At 37.7% G+C, this 21,840-nt stretch carries 18 protein-coding genes and 1 tRNA gene; 7 read left to right on the top strand and 12 right to left on the bottom strand.

Annotation, left to right across the window (positions count from 1 at the left end):
* The first annotated feature begins 12 nt into the window (after positions 1–12).
* Positions 13–597, top strand: a complete 585-nt coding sequence (locus ACST15_RS04345; protein WP_459453430.1) for an SCO family protein — start codon at positions 13–15, stop codon at positions 595–597.
* Positions 598–1,029, top strand: coding sequence for a c-type cytochrome (locus ACST15_RS04340; protein ID WP_459453429.1), 432 nt, complete (start codon positions 598–600; stop codon positions 1,027–1,029).
* Here ACST15_RS04340 and lptC read toward each other — a convergent pair.
* Together lptC and ACST15_RS04330 are read right to left on the bottom strand one after the other, a co-directional pair.
* The gene (gene lptC / locus ACST15_RS04335) at positions 1,026–1,571 is read right to left on the bottom strand and encodes an LPS export ABC transporter periplasmic protein LptC (protein WP_459453428.1); all 546 of its coding nucleotides are present in this window, start codon (positions 1,569–1,571) and stop codon (positions 1,026–1,028) included. The two genes, ACST15_RS04340 and lptC, sit on opposite strands and share 4 nt — an antisense overlap.
* A gap of 8 nt (positions 1,572–1,579) precedes the next feature.
* Positions 1,580–2,863, bottom strand: coding sequence for a hypothetical protein (locus ACST15_RS04330; protein WP_459453427.1), 1,284 nt, complete (start codon positions 2,861–2,863; stop codon positions 1,580–1,582).
* 143 nt (positions 2,864–3,006) lie between these two features.
* On the opposite strand from ACST15_RS04330, the gene ACST15_RS04325 reads away from it, so the two are divergent.
* Positions 3,007–4,095 carry a mechanosensitive ion channel family protein gene (locus ACST15_RS04325; protein ID WP_459453426.1) on the top strand — a complete coding sequence of 363 codons (1,089 nt, stop codon included), beginning with the start codon at positions 3,007–3,009 and terminating at the stop codon, positions 4,093–4,095.
* Here ACST15_RS04325 and ACST15_RS04320 read toward each other — a convergent pair.
* The 7 genes from ACST15_RS04320 to lhgO form a co-directional block, all read right to left on the bottom strand.
* Entirely contained in the window at positions 4,092–5,231 is a 1,140-nt protein-coding gene (locus ACST15_RS04320; protein ID WP_459453425.1) for a 2-isopropylmalate synthase, read from the bottom strand. The two genes, ACST15_RS04325 and ACST15_RS04320, sit on opposite strands and share 4 nt — an antisense overlap.
* Before the next feature lie 467 nt (positions 5,232–5,698).
* Positions 5,699–6,742 carry a ketol-acid reductoisomerase gene (ilvC, locus tag ACST15_RS04315; RefSeq protein WP_459453424.1) on the bottom strand — a complete coding sequence of 348 codons (1,044 nt, stop codon included), beginning with the start codon at positions 6,740–6,742 and terminating at the stop codon, positions 5,699–5,701.
* A 51-nt stretch (positions 6,743–6,793) separates the two neighbouring features.
* Positions 6,794–7,324, bottom strand: coding sequence for an acetolactate synthase small subunit (ilvN, locus tag ACST15_RS04310; RefSeq protein ID WP_459453646.1), 531 nt, complete (start codon positions 7,322–7,324; stop codon positions 6,794–6,796).
* A gap of 10 nt (positions 7,325–7,334) precedes the next feature.
* The gene (gene ilvB, locus ACST15_RS04305) at positions 7,335–9,077 is read right to left on the bottom strand and encodes a biosynthetic-type acetolactate synthase large subunit (protein WP_459453423.1); all 1,743 of its coding nucleotides are present in this window, start codon (positions 9,075–9,077) and stop codon (positions 7,335–7,337) included.
* A gap of 89 nt (positions 9,078–9,166) precedes the next feature.
* Positions 9,167–10,843, bottom strand: a complete 1,677-nt coding sequence (ilvD, locus tag ACST15_RS04300) for a dihydroxy-acid dehydratase (protein ID WP_459453422.1) — start codon at positions 10,841–10,843, stop codon at positions 9,167–9,169.
* A 119-nt stretch (positions 10,844–10,962) separates the two neighbouring features.
* Positions 10,963–12,726, bottom strand: a complete 1,764-nt coding sequence (locus ACST15_RS04295) for an ABC transporter ATP-binding protein (protein ID WP_459453421.1) — start codon at positions 12,724–12,726, stop codon at positions 10,963–10,965.
* 74 nt (positions 12,727–12,800) lie between these two features.
* Complete coding sequence (gene lhgO, locus ACST15_RS04290) at positions 12,801–14,000, bottom strand: L-2-hydroxyglutarate oxidase (protein WP_459453420.1); 1,200 nt, start codon at positions 13,998–14,000, stop codon at positions 12,801–12,803.
* A gap of 257 nt (positions 14,001–14,257) precedes the next feature.
* Here lhgO and ACST15_RS04285 point away from each other — a divergent pair, with 257 nt between their 5' ends.
* The 3 genes from ACST15_RS04285 (at position 14,258) to ACST15_RS04275 (ending at position 16,263) form a co-directional block, all read left to right on the top strand.
* Positions 14,258–15,454, top strand: a complete 1,197-nt coding sequence (locus ACST15_RS04285; RefSeq protein WP_459453419.1) for an anhydro-N-acetylmuramic acid kinase — start codon at positions 14,258–14,260, stop codon at positions 15,452–15,454.
* 8 nt (positions 15,455–15,462) lie between these two features.
* On the top strand, positions 15,463–16,179 hold the full coding sequence (locus tag ACST15_RS04280) for an RluA family pseudouridine synthase (RefSeq protein WP_459453418.1): 717 nt from the start codon (positions 15,463–15,465) through the stop codon (positions 16,177–16,179).
* Positions 16,180–16,191: 12 nt separating this feature from the next.
* A tRNA-Arg gene (locus tag ACST15_RS04275) sits at positions 16,192–16,263 on the top strand.
* 616 nt (positions 16,264–16,879) lie between these two features.
* Here ACST15_RS04275 and ACST15_RS04270 read toward each other — a convergent pair.
* Complete coding sequence (locus ACST15_RS04270) at positions 16,880–18,070, bottom strand: helix-turn-helix domain-containing protein (protein WP_459453417.1); 1,191 nt, start codon at positions 18,068–18,070, stop codon at positions 16,880–16,882.
* 768 nt (positions 18,071–18,838) lie between these two features.
* Between ACST15_RS04270 and ACST15_RS04265 the strand changes: the two genes are divergently transcribed.
* Positions 18,839–20,047, top strand: a complete 1,209-nt coding sequence (locus ACST15_RS04265) for a helix-turn-helix transcriptional regulator (protein WP_459453416.1) — start codon at positions 18,839–18,841, stop codon at positions 20,045–20,047.
* A gap of 118 nt (positions 20,048–20,165) precedes the next feature.
* Here ACST15_RS04265 and ACST15_RS04260 read toward each other — a convergent pair whose 3' ends face one another.
* Positions 20,166–20,852: an alpha/beta family hydrolase gene (locus tag ACST15_RS04260; protein WP_459453415.1), complete on the bottom strand. Its 687-nt coding sequence runs from the start codon at positions 20,850–20,852 to the stop codon at positions 20,166–20,168.
* 21 nt (positions 20,853–20,873) lie between these two features.
* Positions 20,874–21,782 (bottom strand): LysR family transcriptional regulator, encoded by a 909-nt coding sequence (locus ACST15_RS04255; RefSeq protein ID WP_459453413.1) that lies wholly within the window; start codon positions 21,780–21,782, stop codon positions 20,874–20,876.
* Between the last annotated feature and the right edge of the window lie 58 nt (positions 21,783–21,840).

Here is a 21,840-nt window from a genome sequence, read left to right as displayed (position 1 = left end):
ATCTTCTCCTGGGTGCTACTTGCCGCTTGCCAGGAAAAGAAAACATTACCCATTTTGGGAAATAAGGAGACCATCATCAAACAGGGAAAAGTAGATACCCTTTATCAGCAAATTCCCGCCTTTCAATTTTTAAATCAGGATTCTTCTTGGGTCAGTGATCGAGATTATGCGGGAAAAATTTATGTGGCAGATTTTTTCTTCACATCATGCCCAACTATTTGCCCAAAAATGAAAACGCAAATGCTGCGTTTGTATGAACGATACGCCAATGAAAACCAATTAGCTTTATTATCGTTTAGTATTGACCCAGACTTTGATCAGCCCCATGTCTTAAAAGCATATGCTGATAGATTACATATCAAGTCGCCGAAATGGAATTTGGTCACAGGGGCAAAGGCTAAGATTTATGAATTGGGACAAAAAAGCTTTATGGTGACTGCACAGGAGGACAAAAATGAAGCGGGAGGATTTGTTCATAGTGGTGCATTCATTTTAGTAGATAAGCAAAAGCATGTTCGCGGAATTTATGATGGAACGAAGGAACAGGAGGTCAACCATTTAATTGAGGACATCGAATTATTACTGAAAGAAAAATAAATGAAACAAATACCTTCTTTTTTAGGCTTGATGGCCATTTTAGCTGTATGTATTGCTCAAACTTCCTGCCAAAGTAAGGAGGAAATTTTTAGGCAACAATACGTGGTGGAAGGCATGATGCAGTATGAGAAACATTGTGAAAATTGCCATCAGAAGGATGGATCGGGATTAAAAGATTTATATCCTCCTCTTGCTAAAACAGATCTTTGGAAAAGATTAAATGCAAATCAAATTGCCTGTATCATAAAGAATGGACAAAAAGAGGCCATTTTAGTAAACCAAAAACCTTATCAAAATTACATGCCAGGAAATGCTAAATTGGAAGCATTGGATGTGGCTGAGATTATCACTTACCTGCGGGATAAGTGGGGGAATGATCCTCGAATATTTCCTTTGGATAGTGCTCGTTTGGCCCTAAAAAATTGTCCTTAGTCGGTTGGCAGACTTTCCACCGTCAGCACCGAATTCGTTACATGACGTAAGGAATAATGGGTGAAATCCTGTGCGGCATCCATCCCTACACCATAAATAATCTCTTTCTTGGTCCGTATTTGAACAGGCTTTTCGGTAAATACTCGCTTTTCTTCTGGCAACCAGATAAATTCTTCCGTCTTTAATGTTTCATTTTGTTGCACATTAAAAATCTGAACATTCCCCATAAGTTTATAGGAATTTTTCTGTTTAAAAAAATGGGCTGAATCCCCTCGGATTTGAGAGGTAACATTTCCCATTTTATCATAAAACCAAAGCTTTACTTCTTTAGGATAAACTCGGTCTTCCGAATATAAGGTGATTTGAGAGGGTGTGACCATTCGGACTACGGTCCTAGCCGAATCTGAATAGACCATATCGATGTCGGACAATTCAGATTTAGGACCTACATAAATGAGATTTTTGGCCGTTTTCTCTTCCCGACAAGCCAGAGAAACAATCGACAAAACAAGCAGCAAAAAGAGATTTCTCAAATCGCGCATGAGGGAAATTAGTTGAGTTTCACCTTTTGGAACCAAAGGTCACTGAGTGTTAAGCCAATGGTAACTTTTTGGTATTGCTCTTCTAAACCATTCTCAGCAAGTACACCACGTTTACCAATTTGATAAGCGATATTCAAATAGGATAAATTTCTCAGTGGTAAAGATATTCCAAGGCTAACATATTTATCAACGGCATATTTACCATTTCCTAGATAATCATAGGGAGTAGTGGCATAACTGAATCCAGCCCGATAAGTTGTTCTTTTGAAATAATTAGAGATAGCTTCAAAATCGGGAGTATATTCTCCACCGATTGACCAACGAGTACTCACCGGTAGTTTAGATGAACGGCCTAAGTTATTATCTACTTTAGTCCAATCTGTTCTTGAATAATCAATTCCGATCATCCATTTTGCCAACTTTTCAAGACTAATTCCAAAGTGCTGAGACACTGGTAAATTTTGCGAAAATGGTGTGGATTTGTTCAAGGTATCGGCATTGATGGTCGTAATTCCTGAAAGATCCATAATGGCAAAGCGCTTCAATTGTTTGGAACTTAAGGTAGTGCTAATATCAAAAGAAGTACCAAGATTAAGGTATAGATCATTTTTTAATTGTTTCCTATAGGCCAAACCACCTCTAAAAAGGAAATCTGAATAATCAATACGATTTTCTAATTGTATCTTATAATATTGTCCATCAGATAAATTCTGGGTAGAAACATTCCGATTTACGGTTCCAAATAAATAATCAATTCCTAAACCTAGGTAGAATTCTTTACCAATCCTCACGCCATTGTTTATTGTCAACTTGGTCACTCCACCTTTTCCGTCATAGCTATAAATTAAACTATCTACACCCAATAAATTCAAACGACGGAAAGATCGGGTAGCATATTCTACGGAAGAATGTGGACGAAAACCGATGGAAGCTGTCCAACGACTTGTAATAGGTAAGGTTAAATTTAGGGAATGATAATTACCTCCAAAAATTTGTTGGCGTTGACGAGTATCCTGTAATTCTTTAAGTTCTAATCTTGCGCCCACCTCAAATACCGTATATCGGTTTCTTGCTAAAAGTGCAGGGTTAAGCATGTTGGTATAGATACCATTGGAATTGGAAACACCTAGGCCTCCCATCATGGCATTGGTTGGACTTCCACCCTCATCCAGCTCCCCCATTCCTATGTAGGATAATGGTGAATTCAAGATAGTTTGAGCTGAAGACTGAAAGCTACCAAAGGCACTAATTAATAAGCTAAGTGCTAAAAACAAGCCGTAACTTGTTTTCAATGTAGAAATTTGGATAAACAAAGGACGAAGAATCATAAAATAATTTACCATACAGCTTAGCCTGTAAGTCTGCAAAGGTCGTACTTTTTTTTCACATTCGACTAAGTTATTCTCTATATTTGGGGGCAAAATTGATAATTCAGATGAGAGAAGCATTGGCTAATTGGTATTTATTGGAAAATTCGGCGGAGGATATATTATTTTTTGTTGGGATATTGATTATTGGCTTGGTACTGAGAAGGTTCTTCTCTAATTCCTTTTCAAAAATCATCTTTCGATTTTTACCAAATCAGTTTATTCAAGTTCAAGATTGTATCCAATTATTGAGAAAGCCCGTTGAGCTTTTATTATTCTGGATTTTTCTCTATTTCAGCATTCAATATTTACATGTGCCGAGTAGCTGGCATTTTAATTCTGTAGAGAAATTTGGCTTGCTTTTTTTATTACAAAAAGCATTTGAAACGGCGGTCATTATCACTTTTACTTGGTTAATAGTTCGGATGTTGAAAGTCATCATTTTGATTGCACAACAAAAGTGGCAGGGTGTTGAGCAGAAGTCGAAACAACAATTCATTCCCTTCCTGAACGACCTAGGCATGGTGTTTATTATTGCAGGATCTGGATTTGTCTTGTTGGGAAGGGTATTCCAAGTAGATGTGATGGCACTCATAACAGGATTAGGATTAGGGGGATTAGCCTTAGCCTTAGCTGCCAGAGAAACCTTAGAAAATCTATTCGCATCCTTCACCATTTTCTTGGATTTGCCTTTTGTGGTAGGTGATAGCATCCAAGTAGGAAGCATCTCAGGGGATGTTGAAAAAATCGGATTTAGAAGTACGCGATTGAGGGCCTTGGATGGTAATCTAATCATGATCCCTAACCGCTTGTTAACTTCGCAGTCATTGGAAAATATGAGTGAGCGGCAATTCAGAAGGGCAAAATATACTTTATCATGCTCGCTTCAGAGCAAGCCTGAGCAGATACAAACTGTGCTTCCGCAAATAGAGCAAATAATAATATCAGAACCTCTATGCAAGAAAAAAGCCCCCAAAATAATATTTGAGGGCTTTGGTACCTATTCTTTAGATATCTCTGTGACTTATTTTGTTCAAACAAGTGATTTTGGGAAATTCCAAAACGTGAAACAAGAGATCAATTTAAATATTTTACATTGTTTACATGAGGCGGGCATCAACTTGGTGAGCAGTGCTACCGCACCCAACATGCATTAACCAACTAGTTCTTTCAAATCTTCATCATGAATCATTTTACGCTCGTCGGCCATCAATAGGAAACGTGTGTATAATTTATCTAACTCTGATTTTTCTAATTCAAAACCTAGTAATTGTAATCGGTGACGTAAGGCAGCACGGCCAGAACGTGAAGTCAATAAGATGGCAGAAGATGGCACGCCTACATCTTCAGGATTCATAATCTCGTAATTCTGTGCATGTTTCAAGAAACCATCTTGGTGAATTCCAGAGGAATGGGCAAAGGCATTGGCACCAACTACCGCTTTATTCGCTTGAACCGGCATGCCCATTAAATTGGAAACTAAATTACTAATGGGATATAAATACTTAGGATTAATACCTGTCGTAAATCCTAGGTCCTTGTGTACATTTAAAATCATAGCCACCTCTTCCAATGAGGTATTTCCTGCTCTCTCACCAATTCCGTTAATGGTTACCTCCACTTGACGAGCACCTGCCTGAATTCCTGCAATGGTATTCGCTGTTGCCAAACCTAAATCATTGTGATTGTGCATGGAAATGGTTGCTTGGTGAATGTTATCTACATGCTCAAAAAGGTAAGAAATTCGGTGGTGCATTTGATGTGGCAATAAATAACCTGTAGTATCTGGCAAATTTACTACCGTAGCACCCGCTTTTATGACTGCTTGTGTAAGTTGAGCTAAAAAAGGTAAATCAGCCCGGCCAGCGTCTTCTGCGAAAAACTCGACGTCCTCTACATAGGATTTGGCATATTGTACCGCCCAAATAGCTTGCTCAATAATTTTTTCACGAGTTGAATTGAATTTATGCTTGATGTGAACATCAGAGGCGCCAATTCCCGTATGAATACGAGGTTTACGTGCCGGCTTCAAAGCTTCTGCAGCAGCATCTATATCTTCTTTTTTTGCTCGAGTCAAACCACAAACCGTAGCTTCCGTAATTACCTCAGCAATAGCTTTAACAGATGCAAAATCACCAGGAGAAGAAATAGGGAAACCAGCCTCGATGATATCGACACCTAATTTTTCGAGTTCTTTCGCAACTTCAATTTTTTCCTCACGGTTTAACTGACAACCGGGTACTTGTTCTCCATCGCGTAAAGTTGTATCAAAAATCTGTATACGATTATTCATAGATTTGTTTCTGTTAATTAGTTGGCAAAACTAGCTTTAATTACATTATTTACCAAAAAAGAATAGTCCTCAAACTTTCGGATTTTAGATTAAAAATCCACAAAAACCAGAATAAATAGAATTATAAAGTATAATAAACTTTTTTATATGAAATTATTAGACGAAAAATCCTTTTACACACGTAAGTCTAGAATAAAATTTTATTAAATAAAATCAATTTTTATGTAATAAAATGCCGGCAGGCTCAACTCCAACCTATTGGAGGAACAATTAGACTTAATTTTAAGGGAGATAATATCAATAACTTGATTGAAATTAGACAATAAAAAAGTTTTGAAAATCGTTAAACGCTCAACGCTGTCAAGGTTTGAAACCTTGACAGCGTTAAAAAAAATGAGCGTTATTTTATTTTTTACCCATAAAAAAAGGGGCAATAAATTGCCCCTTTTTTTCAAATAAGCGATAAACTAGCTACGCTCAGGACGAAGGCTACGTACAGCAGCACCTGCTCTCCACATTTCTGATTCACGTAACTCTGTTAATTCAGCTTCTAATTTCACACGGTAGTCTGGCTGAGAGTTCAAATCAATTGAACGAGTAGCCTCCGCTTGAGTCTTTACTGAATTATATAATTTTTCGAATACTGGTTTAGTAGCATCCTTGAAAGGTCTCCACCAATCTAAAGCTCCGCGTTGTGCAGTAGTAGAACAGTTGGCATACATCCAATCCATTCCATTCTCAGCCACTAATGGCATCAATGATTGAGTTAATTCTTCAACTGTTTCATTGAAAGCCTCTGAAGGTGAGTGACCATTCTCACGTAATACTTCATATTGAGCAGCAAAAATACCTTGGATGGCTCCCATCAAAGTACCACGCTCACCTGTTAAGTCAGAAGTTACTTCTTTGTAGAAATCTGTTTCAAATAAATAACCAGAACCTACCCCAATAGCCATAGCGATACATTTCTCGCGAGCTTTTCCAGAAGCATCCTGATAAACAGCAAAAGATGAATTCAAACCTTTACCTTCTACGAATAAACGACGTAAAGATGTACCTGAACCTTTTGGAGCAGCTAAGAATACGTCTACGTCTGCTGGAGGAATAATCCCTGTTTTCTCCTTGTAGGTAATACCGAATCCGTGAGAGAAGTACAATGACTTACCTGCAGTCAAATATTTCTTCACTGTAGGCCACATTTCAATTTGAGCCGCATCTGAAAGTAAATAACAGATAATCGTTCCTTTTTGAAGTGCTTCCTCAATTTCAAATAAGTTAACACCTGGAACCCAGCCGTCAGCAACAGCTTTGTCATAAGTCTTTCCTTTACGTTGACCCACAATCACATTCAAACCATTGTCTTTCATGTTCAATGCTTGACCTGGACCTTGTACTCCATAACCAATTACTGCGATTGTTTGATCAGCCAATACTTGTCTAGCTTTCTCTAATGGAAACTCTTCTCTTGTTACTACATCTTCAACAACCCCACCGAAATTAATCTTTGCCATTTTCGTTTTTGTTTAATTTATATTCTTTTCTAATCTATTATACTTTCAATTTTATACAATTTCCCAATCTCCTTCTGGCAAATATTCCACCAGGCCTTTTTCGGTCTTGCCTACTGCCACTCGTCCAGATTTAATGTATTCCAATATTTCCCATTGCTTTAAATAGGCATAGAATTCATTGATTTCTTCCTCTGAACCGTTTTTTTCCACCACCACATATTCTAAACCCCAATGCACCACTTTGGCATTCCAATCCAAATTAATGGTTTTAACGTCCAAAGCGGGGGAACCTAAAGGTGTAGCTATCTTAAATAATGCAATTTCATTGAATACAATTTCATCATCCAAATAGCCAAAAACCGCCAATACATCCGTAATCTTACGAATTTGACGTACCAATTTCTCTACGATCTCCCGGTTCTCATTGCGAATCACAATGGTAAAACGAGATACCCCTTTACGTTCAGTCTCTGAAACCGTCAAACATTCAATATTTAACCTTCTGCGGGTAAATATGATGGTGATACGATTCAAAAGTCCAATCGTGTTGGTGGTAAATACCGATATAGTGTAAGTTGTCAACATATAATTTCTACTCAAGCATTACTTTGGTTACACATGCACCTGCAGGTACCATAGGGAACACATTCTCTTCTTTTTCACAAATAATTTCTAATAAATAAGGCTTTTTAGAATTCAATAATGTGTCTATTGACTCCCCTAAATTATTTCGATCACTCACGGTATGTCCATCTATTCCAAAACCCTTGGCAATGGTAATGAAGTCGGGGTTTTGTAATTCAACAAATGAATAACGATTATCAAAGAACATGGATTGCCATTGACGAACCATACCTAAAAAGTTATTATTCAAAATAATAATCTTTACCGGTAAACCACTTTGAGTAATGGTTCCTAACTCCTGTAAAGTCATTTGAAAACCACCGTCGCCAATCACGGCAACAACCTCACGATCTGGTACCGCCACTTTAGCTCCAAAAGCGGCAGGAAGAGCAAAGCCCATGGTTCCCGCACCACCACTCGTTACGATAGAGTTATGTTTTTTGAAACGGTAATAACGATTGGTAATCATCTGGTGCTGTCCCACATCTGTTACCACAACAGCCTCCCCTTTGGTCTTATCTGACAATAAAGCTACCGCTTCACCCATTTTGATTTGATTACCTTCATGATAAAGATCTTTCTTGGTAATCTTTTCATATTCCTCATCATCATACTTCTGGAACTCAGCTCTCCACTCGGTATGTTCAGCCTTTTTAACTAAAGGTAATAAGGCTTTTAAAGCGGCTTTGGCATCACCTACTACAGGTGCATCTGCCTTCACATTCTTATCAATTTCACTTGGGTCAACCTCAATGTGCACTACCTTAGCCTGTTTGGCATAGGTACTCAAATCACCAGTAATACGGTCGTCAAAACGCATACCAATGGCAATCAACACATCGCAAGAATTGGTTAAAACATTGGCTCCATAATTTCCATGCATGCCTGGCCAACCTACAAAAAGCGGATGGTCAGCATCCATGGCTGACATACCCAATAAGGTTGTTGCTACAGGAATACCTGTTTTTTCCACAAATTCCTTTAATTCATTTTCTGCCTGCGCAATTAAAACCCCATGACCTGCCAAAATGTAAGGGCGCTTAGCTCCATTAATCAATTTGGCTGCGGCCTCCACATGCTCTACTTTGGGCTCTAACCTAGGCTTGTAAGATATAATCGATTCACATTTCTTGTATTGAAAAGGAATTGTCATCTTTTCTGCTTGCGCAGAACGAGTTATTTCAATTAAAACGGGTCCAGGTCTTCCGCTCTCCGCAATGTAAAATGCTTTCGCAATAATTTCTGGTATCTCGTTTGGATCTACAATCTGGTAGTTCCATTTAGTTATTGGCATGGACATTCCAATGACATCACATTCCTGAAAAGCATCTGTCCCCAATAAATTGGCTCTCACTTGTCCTACAATGCAAACCATAGGTGTAGAATCCAACATGGCATCAGCAATAGGCGTAATTAAGTTGGTAGCTCCCGGACCTGAAGTAACTAGGCAAACACCTGCTTTATTCAGCATACGGGCATAACCCTGAGCTGCATGTCCAGCGCCTTGTTCATGGCGAACTAAAATATGCTTTAATTGATCTCGATAATCAAATAAGGCATCATAGGTAGGCATAATTGCACCACCTGGATATCCGAAAATGGTACTCACCCCCTGCTCAACCAACGATTGCATAACCGCTTGAGCCCCAGTTTTAATATTTGAGGATTGAGTTGATGTAGGTTGAGTAGTTTCTAATTGGGTTTTTCCCATGATATTAACAGATCTTTATTTTGTTTCATTTAAACGGTCCGACTAATTTAAGTCATACACATCTAGAAAAAAATTGAATTGGTCATTTTTTACAAATCAGTGACACAACCCAAGCTGGCGGAAGATACATTTTTGATGTATTTTCTTAAAACACCAGAAGTATGCTTTGAAACCATAGGTTTCCATAACTTCCGACGCTCTGCCAATTCTTCATCAGATACATGTAAGATAATGCGATTATCCACGGCATCGATGGTGATTTTATCCCCATCCTTCACCAAACCAATATTACCTCCTTCTTGCGCTTCTGGTGTTACGTGACCTACGACAAAACCGTGTGTTCCTCCTGAGAATCGTCCATCGGTAATCATCGCCACACTATTTCCTAAACCAGCTCCCATCAATGCGGAAGTTGGTTTTAACATTTCAGGCATACCTGGTCCACCTTTTGGCCCTTCATTTCTGATAACTACCACATGACCTGGTTTAATTTCTCCTTTGGAGATAAATTCTATCACTTCTTCCTCGGACTCACATACTTTAGCTGTTCCTTCGAATCGCTCGCCTTCTTTTCCTGTAATTTTAGCTACAGCCCCTTCAGTAGCTAAATTACCATATAATATTTGTAAGTGACCGGTTGCTTTTATTGGGGTAGCTACTGGATATATAATTTTTTGAGTTTCAAAATTCAAATCTGGAGCTTCGGCTAAATTCTCAGCCATGGTTTTTCCGGTTACAGTCAAACACTCCCCATGAATATACCCTTCTTTCCACAAGTACTTCAAAATAGCTGGCATTCCTCCGATTGCCAAGACATCTTCCATGTAATACTTTCCAGAAGGCTTTAAATCAGCCAATAATGGAGTGCGGTCAGAAATATCTTGAATATCTTTCAAGGTAAATTGAATACCCGCAGAATGAGCTATCGCTAAATAATGTAATACGGCATTGGTTGACCCTCCTAATGCCATAACTACTGTCATCGCATTCTCAAAGGCATGGCGAGTCATGATATCTCTTGGACAAATATTTTTCTCCAATAATACTTTCATCGCGGCACCTATTGCTAAGCATTCTTCCTTTTTACCTTCATGAGTGGCCGGGTAAGTAGATGAATTAGGCAGTACCAAACCCATGGCTTCCATGGATGAGGCCATAGTATTGGCAGTATACATTCCACCACAAGCCCCTGGTCCAGGGATGGAATTACGAATCACTCCTTCATAATCTTCATCTGAAATACTTCCAGCAAATTTCTTACCCAAAGCTTCAAATGCCGATACTATATCTAATTTCTCACCTTTGTATAAACCCGATTTAATGGTTCCACCATAAACCAACATGCCTGGGCGGTTTAAACGTGCCAAGGCCATCATGGCTCCCGGCATATTCTTATCACAACCAACCACAGCTATCACGCCATCATACCATTGCGCACCTACCACATTCTCAATGGAATCGGCTATGATGTCACGAGATGGCAAAGAATAACTCATACCATCATTTCCATTAGTCATTCCATCTGATACACCGATAGTATGAAAAATCAAACCCACCATGCCGTTCTCTTGAATTCCCTTTTTCACATGAACCGACAATCCATTTAAATGCATATTGCAAGGGTTACCTTCGTAACCTGTACTAGCAATTCCAATTTGTGCTTTTTGCATGTCCTCAGAACTTAATCCGATTCCATATAACATCGCCTTAGCTGCAGGATTTGTAATCTCTTGAGTAAGAGTTTTGGAAAACTTATTTAATGACATAGTCTTTTGGTATGAAATTTTTTCAAACAACAAATATACGCAATCCTATTTGTTCGAAACAAAAGTTTCCCAAATAATGTATGGGTAATCAAGGAATTGCAAAATTTTTTAAAGGTTTCTTACAAGCTTTGGTCAGATTTATTTTCTCCAACTTGCTGACGCCACATCGCATAGTACAAACCTTTACTTTCAATTAACTGTTCATGCGAACCTTGCTCTACAATACGCCCCTTTTCCAAAACGTAAATTCGGGTAGCATGCATAATGGTCGATAAACGGTGTGCAATCAAAATTGTTAAGTGCTCAGCCTCCTGAGATATAGCTCGTATGGTCTCTGAAATTTCCTCTTCCGTCAAAGAATCTAAAGCCGAGGTTGCCTCGTCAAAAACCAATAAATTAGGATCACGCAATAAGGCCCTAGCTATACTTAATCGTTGTTTTTCCCCTCCCGAAACCTTAACTCCACCCTCACCTATTAAGGTATCTAAACCTTTATCTGCACGGGCCAACAGGGTTTGACAGGCCGCTTTTTCCAATACCTCTAAACATTGGGCATCGGAAGCATTCGGATTTACAAACAATAAATTTTCACGAATGGAACCTGAGAATAATTGAGTATCCTGAGTCACAAATCCAATTTTCTTTCTTAGTTGATCAAAATCAATTTGTTCGCCCTCTTCTCCATTATAAAAGACTTTGCCTTTCTTTGGACGATATAAACCTACCAATAATTTAACTAAAGTTGATTTACCTGCTCCAGATGGTCCCACAAAGGCGATGGTTTCACCACCTTTGACATCAAAACTGATATTGTTCAAGGCCTCCGAATTGGCTGATTGATGCTGGAAGCTTACCTGGTCAAATTGTAACGTTTGAATGGAGGAGATTGCTTTAGGATTATCCGGTTTTTTCTCCACGGGTATATTCAAGATTTGCTCAAAATTCTGCAAGGAAACCTCTGCCTCCCGGTAGGTATTAACTACATTTCCAATCTCTTGCAATGGATTGAACAAGAAGAAAGAATAAATATTTAAGGAGTAGAATTGACCTATGGTAATTTGACCTTGATATATCAAATAAATCAAAACCACTACCATCAACATACGCAATAAATTCACACAAGTACCTTGAACAAAAGCCATGGAACGCACATAACGTACTTTCTTAAGCTCCAACAACAGTATTTTTTCTGTAGTTGCATTTAAATGTCGAATTTCCTGATCTGCCAATCCTAGGGATTTAACCAATTCAATATTACGTAAGGACTCAGTGGTAGAACCCGCCAATGCCGTTGATTCCTTGACAATTTGAATCTGAATGGTCTTAATTTTTCTACTCAAGACTGAAGAAACAAAAGCGATCAAGGGACCCGTCACCAAAAATAAGGGCAATATCATCCAATGAACCGAAAAGGCATAGACAGAAATAAAAATGAGGGCAATGACTGATTGAAAAAGGATATTAATTCCTACCGTAATTAATTTCTCCACATCTATCCGCACCTTTTGAAGCTTACCTAGGGTTTCACCTGAGCGCTGATCTTCGAATGTTTCATAAGGTAACTCCAATGAGTGACGAATACCATCGGAGTATAGATTTGCTCCTACTTTTTGAGTTACTGTATTGATGACATAATCCTGGAAATTTTTGGCCACGCGAGAAACAAATGCCACACCTACGGAAGCCAATGCCAAAGGCCAAATAGCCTGTATGAATTGATCCATCGTATGGGTATTCGAACGATATACCGCGGCTACATCATCGATGATTTTCCTAAAAATATAGGGATCCATCAAGGAGAAAATCTGGTTAGTTGCAGCGAGGGCCAAGGCTCCCACCACACGCCAGCGGTAATGACTTAAATAAGTAAATAATAATTTCATGGATTACGTCTAATGGTGAAGGTAAAATACTTGAACAATTTCAAGCGAATTGGGTTCCTTACGCCCATTTAAATTTAAAATCTGGTCAATGCCATACCCGCAACTGTTTTGCCAATGGATAAGGAAGAGGTCGCGGCAGGACTTGGTGCATTTAAAATATTGATGATTTTGGCATCTTCAATAATGGAAAAATCATCTAACAGACCTCCATTACGATCACAAGCTTGAGCCCGAACACCCGCTCCACCTTCTACTAAGTCTTGCTCTTGAATTTCAGGAATTAATACTTGCAAAGCCTTGGTAAATGCTTCTTTAGAAAAGCTTCGATACATTTCTCCTAAACCCGTCTCCCAGTATTTAGTAGCCACTTTTTGAAAACCTGGCCAAGTAAGGGTATTCCAAAGCTCTTTGAAATCCACTCCCAATTTCTTGTAACCTTCCTTTTTAAAGGCCAAAACGGCATTCGGACCGGCCTCCACGCCACCCCGCATCATGCGCGTAAAGTGCACGCCCAAAAAGGGGAAATTAGGATCAGGAACCGGGTAAATCAGATTTTTTACTAAATATTCTTTATCTTTTCTTAGCTTAAAATATTCGCCTCGGAAGGGAACAATACGCACATCTAAAGGTTCTCTTTGCGATAATTGGGCCACTTCGTCTGAGTACAATCCAGCACAATTGATAATCAATTTAGCTTCATAAACACCTTTTACTGTTTCGACAATCGAGTAACTAATACCTTTGGTGATACCGATAACCCGTTCACTCAAATGAATTTCACAACCTGCTTGTTGGATTTTTTCGGCTAATTTGGCGGCAACAACGCGGTAATCGACAATACCTGTTTGAGGAACCCACATCCCCTCTACACCCGTTACATAAGGTTCGTGTTCTTGCATTTCGGCCAAGGAAAGCTTTTTTAAACCTTCCAATCCATTTTGCTGACCTCTTTGATATAAATTCTCTAATTGACTTCTTTGTTCATGGGTACTTGCCACAACAATCTTTCCCGTTAATTCGAATGGTATCGAATTTTGTTCACAAAATTCAATTAACTGATGATAACCTTCAATGCAATTTTTGGCTTTTAATGAACCGGGTTTATAGTACAATCCGGAGTGAATTACCCCTGAATTATTCCCTGTCTGGTGCAGAGATACCATATTTTCCTTTTCAAAAAGGGCGATTTTTAGTTCAGGTTTTGCTTCCAATAAACGCTGCGCTGTAGCTAAACCAACGATTCCTCCACCAACAATAATTACATCTAAAGCCATGAATGTCAAATTGTTTAAAAAATGATACAAATATACAAAATCAGGAGGTGGAATTATCAATAAATTATCGATTGATAGATAATTAATATCATCCAGAAAGTCGCTTTTTTTGTACCTTCGTTTCAGATTTGAGATTTGAGATTTGAGATTTGACAACTTTTGAAAAGTTGTCAAATCTAAGAGTCACTAACAACCAATAATCAACAACCAACAATCAACAACCAGCAACTTATAACCAACAAAAAGCAAGCATCAAATTGAATCCACAAATCGCACAGCTGTATCAGATTTCCCAAAAACCTAGTCGGATGATTTTAGGTTTAATGTCTGGAACTTCCCTAGATGGTTTAGATTTAGCACTTTGTCGGTTTAGTGGATTTGGCTTACATACCCAGGTGGAAGTGGTGCATCATCAGACTTTAGCCTATTCAGAGGAGATTAAAAATTCCATTCGGGAGGTATTTGCCAAAGATCAAATCCATTTTCCTAGTTTATCTACTTTGCATGCACAAATTGGCCGATTGCACGCTCAATATATTTTACAAAGTCTAAGTACCTGGGGAATTAATCCCCAAGATGTGGATGCCATCGCCTCGCATGGACAAACGGTCATGCATCGTCCCATGCGCACGGGTCAATTACCTGACTCCACCTTACAAATAGGTGATGGTGACCACATTGCCCATTTAACTGGTATTATAACCTTATCCGATTTCCGACAAAAACATGTGGCGGGAGGTGGCGAAGGTGCCCCCTTGGCAGTGTATGGAGACTATTTTTTATTTTCAAAAAAGGGAGAACATCGAATACTGCTGAATATTGGAGGAATTGGAAATTTCACTTATTTGTCGGCCAGCCAAGACCCTAAAGACATCTTAGTTACGGATACTGGGCCAGGAAATACTTTATTGGATGCCTATGTTAGGCAACATTTTCCAGGTTTTCATTATGACAAAGATGCTAGGTTAGCCCGCCAAGGCATATTACATATTCCTTTATTGGATTCTTTATTAAACCTCGCTTTTTTCCAAGAATCTTTCCCAAAAAGTACAGGTCCAGAATATTTTAATATAGATCTTTTGAATCAAGTCATCCAAGAAAACGGATATTCCTTGACTCCCGTGGATACCTTAAGAACTTTAACTGAATTTACCGCCCAAAGTATTTCCAATGCCATGCAATCTTATATTCCAGGTATTGAGGATAAATCATGCCAATTAATTGTGAGTGGCGGAGGAAGTAAAAATCCATTATTGATGGAAAGATTGGCTAAAATCAACCCCCAAATGAAGGTTACAGAAAGTGATCACTTAGGCATAGCTTCAGAAGCCAAAGAAGCTGTCCTTTTTGCCTTACTAGCCAATGAGACTTTCATGGATGATCAAGTTGCTAGTCATAGAAGATTAGGGGATTCCCCTTGGCTAAGTTTAGGAAAAATTAGCCTGCCAAACTAAATTTGTCTATGAAATGGAAAATAGAGGACGCTATCCTTTTCGAAAACAGCGATTTTTTTGTCATCAATAAACCTTCTGGCATCTCTACTTTAGATGAACGAAAAGATGTTTATGCTCCCAACATCTTACGACTAGCTAAGGCTTATTCGGACGATGCACAAGTTGGACATCGCTTAGATAAAGAAACTTCAGGAGCCTTGGTCATTGCCAAAAACCCAGAAGCGTATCGACATATTTCGATGCAATTTGAACATCGTGAAACAGCCAAACGCTACCATGCCGTAGTGGAAGGCATGCACGATTGGGATGGCATGTTAGTCAATTTACCCATACTTCCTTTAAAGGATGGTATCGTGGTCATTGACCGAGCGAAAGGTAAACATGCGGAAACTTGGTTTCAAACCTTACGCGTTTACAAGAATTATACTTTGGTGGAATGTATGCCGATCACCGGTCGTATGCACCAAATTCGCATTCACCTAGCCTGCTTGAAAGCCCCGATAGTGGCAGATACCATGTATGGTGGGAAGGATATTTATTTATCGGAATTAAAAAAGAAATTTCATCTCAAACAAGACACAGAGGAACTTCCCTTGATTCGTCGAGTGGCATTGCATGCACATAGTTTAAGTTTCAATTTGTTGGATGGAAGTCCGATTACCGTTGAAGCTCCCTATCCAAAAGATTTCGGAGTGCTTGTCAAACAGTTGGAGAAGTTTTCGTAATTTTGACCCCTTGGCTCCGTAGTTCAATGGATAGAATGTAGGTTTCCGGTACCTAATATGAAGGTTCGATTCCTTCCGGAGTCACAAAATGACCCATGGTCAACAAAAAAGGACATTTCAGAAAGAGATGTCCTTTTTTATTTGAAGTGAAATGGGAACTTGTGTAGCAGATTTGTGTAGCAGAACACCCATTTTGTAGTCGCGTAGGTTTCCGGTACCTAAGATGAGGCCGGGGTCGCGTTCGACTCGATTCCTGCCGGGGCTACAAAACGACCCGTGGTCAAATAAAAAAGGACATTTCACAAAGAGATGTCCTTATTTATTTGGAGTGAAATGGGAACTTGTGTAGCAGATTTGTGTAGCAGAACACCCATTTTGTAATCGCGTAGGTTTCCGGTACCTAAGATGAGGCCGGGGTCGCGTTCGACTCGATTCCTGCCGGGGCTACAAAACGACCCATGGTCAAAAAAAAAGGACATTTCACAAAGAGATGTCCTTATTTATTTGGAGTGAAATGGGAACTTATGTAGCAGATTTGTGTAGCAGAACACCCATTTTGTAATTTTGTAGGTTTCCGCTACCTAAGATGAGGCCGGGGTCGCGTCCGACTCGATTCCTGCCGGGGCTACAAAACCACCCATGGTCAAATAAAATTTATGAAAGGTGGTCTAGAATCGAAAATAAGCAACAAGTCAATAACTTACAATTGAGCCAAATAATCTTTTGGAACCATTCCAGTCCTTTTTTTAACCGCCGCTACAAAGGATGTCCTAGAAGCAAATCCAATGGAATTACCAATATATTCAATCGAATAATTACTGAAATTTGGATTATTTTCCTTTAGGATTTTTAAATAATTAATTCTTGCATCATTAATGAATTCACTGAAATTCTTACCCGATTCCTGATTGATTACAGCTGAAATTAAATACATGGGAATATTTATTTCTTCAGAAAGTTCATTTATCGTATATCCTTTCTTTGTATATGGATGATTATTTTGGAAGTGCTTGGATATTGTTAACCAAATATCTCTTCCTTTGTGAATACTAACATGCGGTATTTCCTCATCCTCTTCTTCGATTTCACCCAAATCTTGTATGCTTCTTATTGGATTTTTAATTTGTACCCAACCAGCCAATCCATAAAGAATTTTAGGTTGAATAAATAAGTAAATACTAATTACTAAAATTTCAACCCAAATACATATTAGTGTCACTCTACTTGCGTGGTTGTCATGTTTCAATTGAATCAAACCTCCCCAAATAGCTGCTATTACACCAAAAAACAATATCGTAATAATTACCCAATGAAAATTATAGATTTTCTTATTCCTCTCGTCAAGAATACTAGGATTAAAAATTTTATCTCTCGAGTTTATTAATTCAATCAAGGTCATGATCGAAAAAATTATGAGAAAGAAAAATCGGATTACTGGAGCCCATTTTATTGGCAATAAGCCTTCAGGCTCTAAAATATATAGAGATTCATCTAACAATGTACTTAAAACAAACTGCTTCTTTTCTTCAAAAGTGAGTAGATAAAATGGAATTCTATTCAAAACATATAGTACCGCAGGAATAAACAACAATAAGACCTTACGGGGTAACCTAATATATTGATGAAGCACAGATTTTACATATAAATATGCAAATGGTCCGATACAAAAAGGAGCCCATGAATAAATTTTAAATGTATTTGGATATTCTAAATTTAACTTAGTATATGGGATAACATTTCCTAAGGAAGTTAAAACAAGGGATAATATTAATCCAGCTAAAAGTTTAGAACTCAAAGAAGGTACCGATTGCCCAAAAAACAGAATGAAACAAACTGTAAAACCAAGTACGGAGATACCCAAGGTTATGGAAAAAAACACAAAATCACTCAAAATCTATATTATTTTAAATTAATTCAAATAGGTCGCCCCACTAAACGTTGATATAAAATTTAAAATTATAGAACTCAGAATCTTTCCAAAGATTAACATACCTAAAGAAACAATCTTAAAATGTAAATTGAAAAATCTAAATTTAGATTTCAGTAAATTTCAATTTATATCTTGAAACTTCAAATTAAAAAATGAATCAATTATCTAATGGTCAACAAGTTATCGATTAATTTTTAATCAAAATGTAACATGTTCACAATCAAAGAAAATGAACGGCAAGTCTTTTTTGATTTGTTGTTTGATAGCTAGCTTTACGATCCTTTAATACTTGAAAAAGTAATTAAAGGAAAAGAATAGAACACAGTATTACTTAAAGTCCTTTAGTTTTATGGCTGAAGGACTTTTTTTGAGAATCAAATCAGGGATAAAATTGACAGAGTAAATCCAATTTTAAATTGCATTCTCCGCAGCCCTCTTACACGTTCTAGACCTTAAAATATCATATTTCAAAAACCAAAATAACTATTGATTAAGCAGCAGACAAGTATACAGACCGCTTGAATGCCTTTTAAATTCTAAATTTATTATTATTTTTGTAGCATATAATCATATAAATTTTCATTCAAAATGTATTCTAATTGAATGAAAATCAACCAAGTATACTAGATTTTTTTAAATCTATTTAGGTTCTATAAATGTATCAATTGAAAGTCGCAAAACTTTGACACCGAGAAGTTAAGCCAATATTGATTTGTAATATTTATAGCTTTGAACCAATTAACTTTTATTACAGCCAACTTAATCATTTCAACCATAGGCTTGGTTGTGAGTTATTTACTTTTTTGGGGGCAAACTATTCCTTCCATTAGCTCTAAAATCTTATCGGGTTTAATGTTAAGTTTAGTAATAACAGCCCTAGGAAATTTACTTCCCTTAACCTCCATCTATGTAGAATTCCCTGAATTATATCGTATACATGCCTTTGCTCCATTATGCATAGGCCCTTTTACCTATTTATACATCAAATACGTATTACGACAGCACTTCAGATTTCTTAAAAAAGACCTGTGGGTATTTTTACCTATGGTATTATACCTTCTAAATAGACTTCCATTTTATTTCTTGTCGCATCAAGAAAAATCAGATTTTGTATTAAAGACATTGAAATATAACCATGCCTATATTTTGGAACCAGATGGATGGCTCCCTACGGGTTGGATTGCCATTTTTCGAGTATCTATCTTATTGTTTTTTTTAACTTGGTCTTTACTTATTCTGTTACAATGGAGAAAAAAAATCTTACACGGAAAAGATATCATTAAAAGAAATATCCACATTTATAGATTCCTTTGGGCGCTCGTTTTATTCCTTTTTGTTGGCTCATGCATCGTGTATGCTTATACTATTACACAAGTAAAAGCAGGGATTTCTGAAGGCCAATCCAGTATTTTAGCTGGAGAACTAACCATTATTGTCATATTGATTGAAATCCTATTAATCTGTTTTTACCTTCTCACCCAACCAAAAATTCTCTACGGAATGATTGGTTGGATTCAAGTAGACAAACCCGTTCGTTTCTTAAAAGAACATACCGAATTAGAGGAATTGGAAAATGATCAATTCATTAGTGTGTATCGAGGTAAACGAATCTTAGATTCCATCAACCAGCATTTTAATAAAAAGCATCCTTTCACTAAAATTGGCTATACCATCACTGATTTATCTAAAGAAATCAATATCCCTTCCTACTTAATTTCACCGGTGATTAATCAGGAATTTGGAAAGAATTTTAGTGAATATATCAATGATGCTAGAATAAACCATTTAACTTATTTAAAGGAAAATGACCCCCAATTTGACAATTACACGATTGAACATATTGGTCAGGCCATTGGATTTGGATCTAGGACTTCATTCATCACGAATGTGAAAAACAGAACAGGTTTATTGCCTAAGGAGTATTTGGCTAGCTTGTAGGATACCCTTATTGAGCAAATGCTTTGCTTCTCTTGACCCAAACTTATCGCAAAAAATCATTTCGGGTTCCTTCCATAAATCCCTACACGATCTCAATATTTTTCATAGAAATTGAAGTTCAAGAACTTTTTAATAATACCTTTTCTATCTCTGACTTTACCCGCTTTAAATCAGCTTGGTTCAAGTTGAAATCGTGATCCACATCTACAAAAGCTACCTTAATTTGTGGTGAAAGAGCATAATTTTCTACTACTTCCCTCCCACCGTAAGGATCCCTTAGTCCCTGAAAAATCAGCATTGGCTTCTCTAATTCAGCTAAATGGGTTACTCTAAATGACTCGTCAATCTCATCCGGGTGCTTAAATGGGTATCCCAAACAAATAATATCATCTACTGCTAGTTGATTGGCTAATCGACTAATCACGAGTGAGCCGGCTGACCTGGCTAAAACAACTAAATGAGATGTATTTGCTTGGTTTGCTTCAATGTAACGAGCCACCACCCTGGTCCTAAATTCAAGACTTGAAATACGACCAAGAGCAAACCTAAGGAAATCAATTAGCTGCCTCTGTATTATCACCACGTATAATGCGCGAAAAAAAGGAAGAAGGAAATGATTTACCAACAGATTCTTAGTTCCCAATCTCCTCATAAAGGCAAAGCGAATGCGGTCCATCGGATCAAATTTGACTTCGAATCCATGTAATTGTAAATCGTTCAATAGTTGTTGATACAAAAAACTATCTCGATCCAATGCCTCCCTTCCTAAAACTAATAGGTACTTCTTTTTACTTGTTGAAATCATTCAAAAAGGAATCCTCTGATATCAAACAGGATCCTGGTTTATATGTTGATTGACTAATTGGGAAATGTCCACAGAAAATTGCTTGACGATGTTCCATTTGGCGTATGGTCGGTAAAAACATAAACTTACCTCACGAGAAATATTCCCATCTTCAATGTCTAGTACCTGCAATTGACGTGGAGCACTCAAATTTCGTAAATATAATTCAGGAAGTAAGGTCATCCCTTGAAATTCATCCACCAAATTAAGTAGGGTATCAAACGTATTGGACTCAAAAAATAGGTTGGAGGGCAAATGTTTATTCTTTTTCAAGTCGCACCATTGAATAATTTGATCCCTGAGACAATGACCTTCTTGCAACAGGAATATCTTTTGTCTGGATAACTCTTCTTTGGTAATGCTCTTTTTACCAGGTTTCCAATGTCCGTATACATGTAAAGGTTCATGGTACATGAGCATGGTCTCCAAATCATTGGAAGCAATGGGCGTACTTAAAATTCCCATATCCAGTTTTCCCTCTCGGAGGTTTTTCATGAGTTGATTCGTGGTAACCTCATAAATTTCTAAGACTAATTGAGGATACTTTTCAAGCAAAGGCTTGAGAATAATGGGCATCAAGGAATTAGCAATGGTGGGAATAATTCCCATTTTCACCCGACCTTCTACCTTATTATGTATGGATTTAGATGAAGCTAGCAGTGCATGAGCATGGGCTACCACCTGTTGGGCTTGCAATAAAATCTCTCTTCCATTTTCCGTAACAACGATGGGATTAGCTTTTCGGTCAAATATGACGATGTCCAATTGCTCTTCCAACTTTTTCACCATAGCACTCAAAGTGGCTTGGGTCACGTGACAATAATCAGCTGCTTTACTAAAACTTTTAAACTGGTCTACAGCTAAAATATACTCCAATTGATGAATATTCATGATTATAGATTTTGTCTATGACAAATATAGAAAAATTCAGTTTTATCTATCAAAAAAC

Source organism: Aquirufa sp. Wall-65K1 (assembly GCF_054558475.1).
Note: the sequence above shows the minus strand (reverse complement) of the source record. Positions and strands in the feature narration are given on the sequence as shown.

Excerpts from the sequence above, each read along its gene's own strand:
- ACST15_RS04340 (WP_459453429.1), top strand. The coding sequence starts at position 598 with ATGAAACAAATACCTTCTTTTTTAGGCTTGATGGCCATTTTAGCTGTA.
- lptC (WP_459453428.1), bottom strand. The coding sequence starts at position 1,571 with ATGCGCGATTTGAGAAATCTCTTTTTGCTGCTTGTTTTGTCGATTGTT.
- ACST15_RS04325 (WP_459453426.1), top strand. The coding sequence starts at position 3,007 with ATGAGAGAAGCATTGGCTAATTGGTATTTATTGGAAAATTCGGCGGAG.
- ACST15_RS04320 (WP_459453425.1), bottom strand. The coding sequence starts at position 5,231 with ATGAATAATCGTATACAGATTTTTGATACAACTTTACGCGATGGAGAA.
- ilvC (WP_459453424.1), bottom strand. The coding sequence starts at position 6,742 with ATGGCAAAGATTAATTTCGGTGGGGTTGTTGAAGATGTAGTAACAAGA.
- ilvB (WP_459453423.1), bottom strand. The coding sequence starts at position 9,077 with ATGGGAAAAACCCAATTAGAAACTACTCAACCTACATCAACTCAATCC.
- ilvD (WP_459453422.1), bottom strand. The coding sequence starts at position 10,843 with ATGTCATTAAATAAGTTTTCCAAAACTCTTACTCAAGAGATTACAAAT.
- ACST15_RS04295 (WP_459453421.1), bottom strand. The coding sequence starts at position 12,726 with ATGAAATTATTATTTACTTATTTAAGTCATTACCGCTGGCGTGTGGTG.
- lhgO (WP_459453420.1), bottom strand. The coding sequence starts at position 14,000 with ATGGCTTTAGATGTAATTATTGTTGGTGGAGGAATCGTTGGTTTAGCT.
- ACST15_RS04280 (WP_459453418.1), top strand. The coding sequence starts at position 15,463 with ATGAAATGGAAAATAGAGGACGCTATCCTTTTCGAAAACAGCGATTTT.
- ACST15_RS04260 (WP_459453415.1), bottom strand. The coding sequence starts at position 20,852 with ATGATTTCAACAAGTAAAAAGAAGTACCTATTAGTTTTAGGAAGGGAG.
- ACST15_RS04255 (WP_459453413.1), bottom strand. The coding sequence starts at position 21,782 with ATGAATATTCATCAATTGGAGTATATTTTAGCTGTAGACCAGTTTAAA.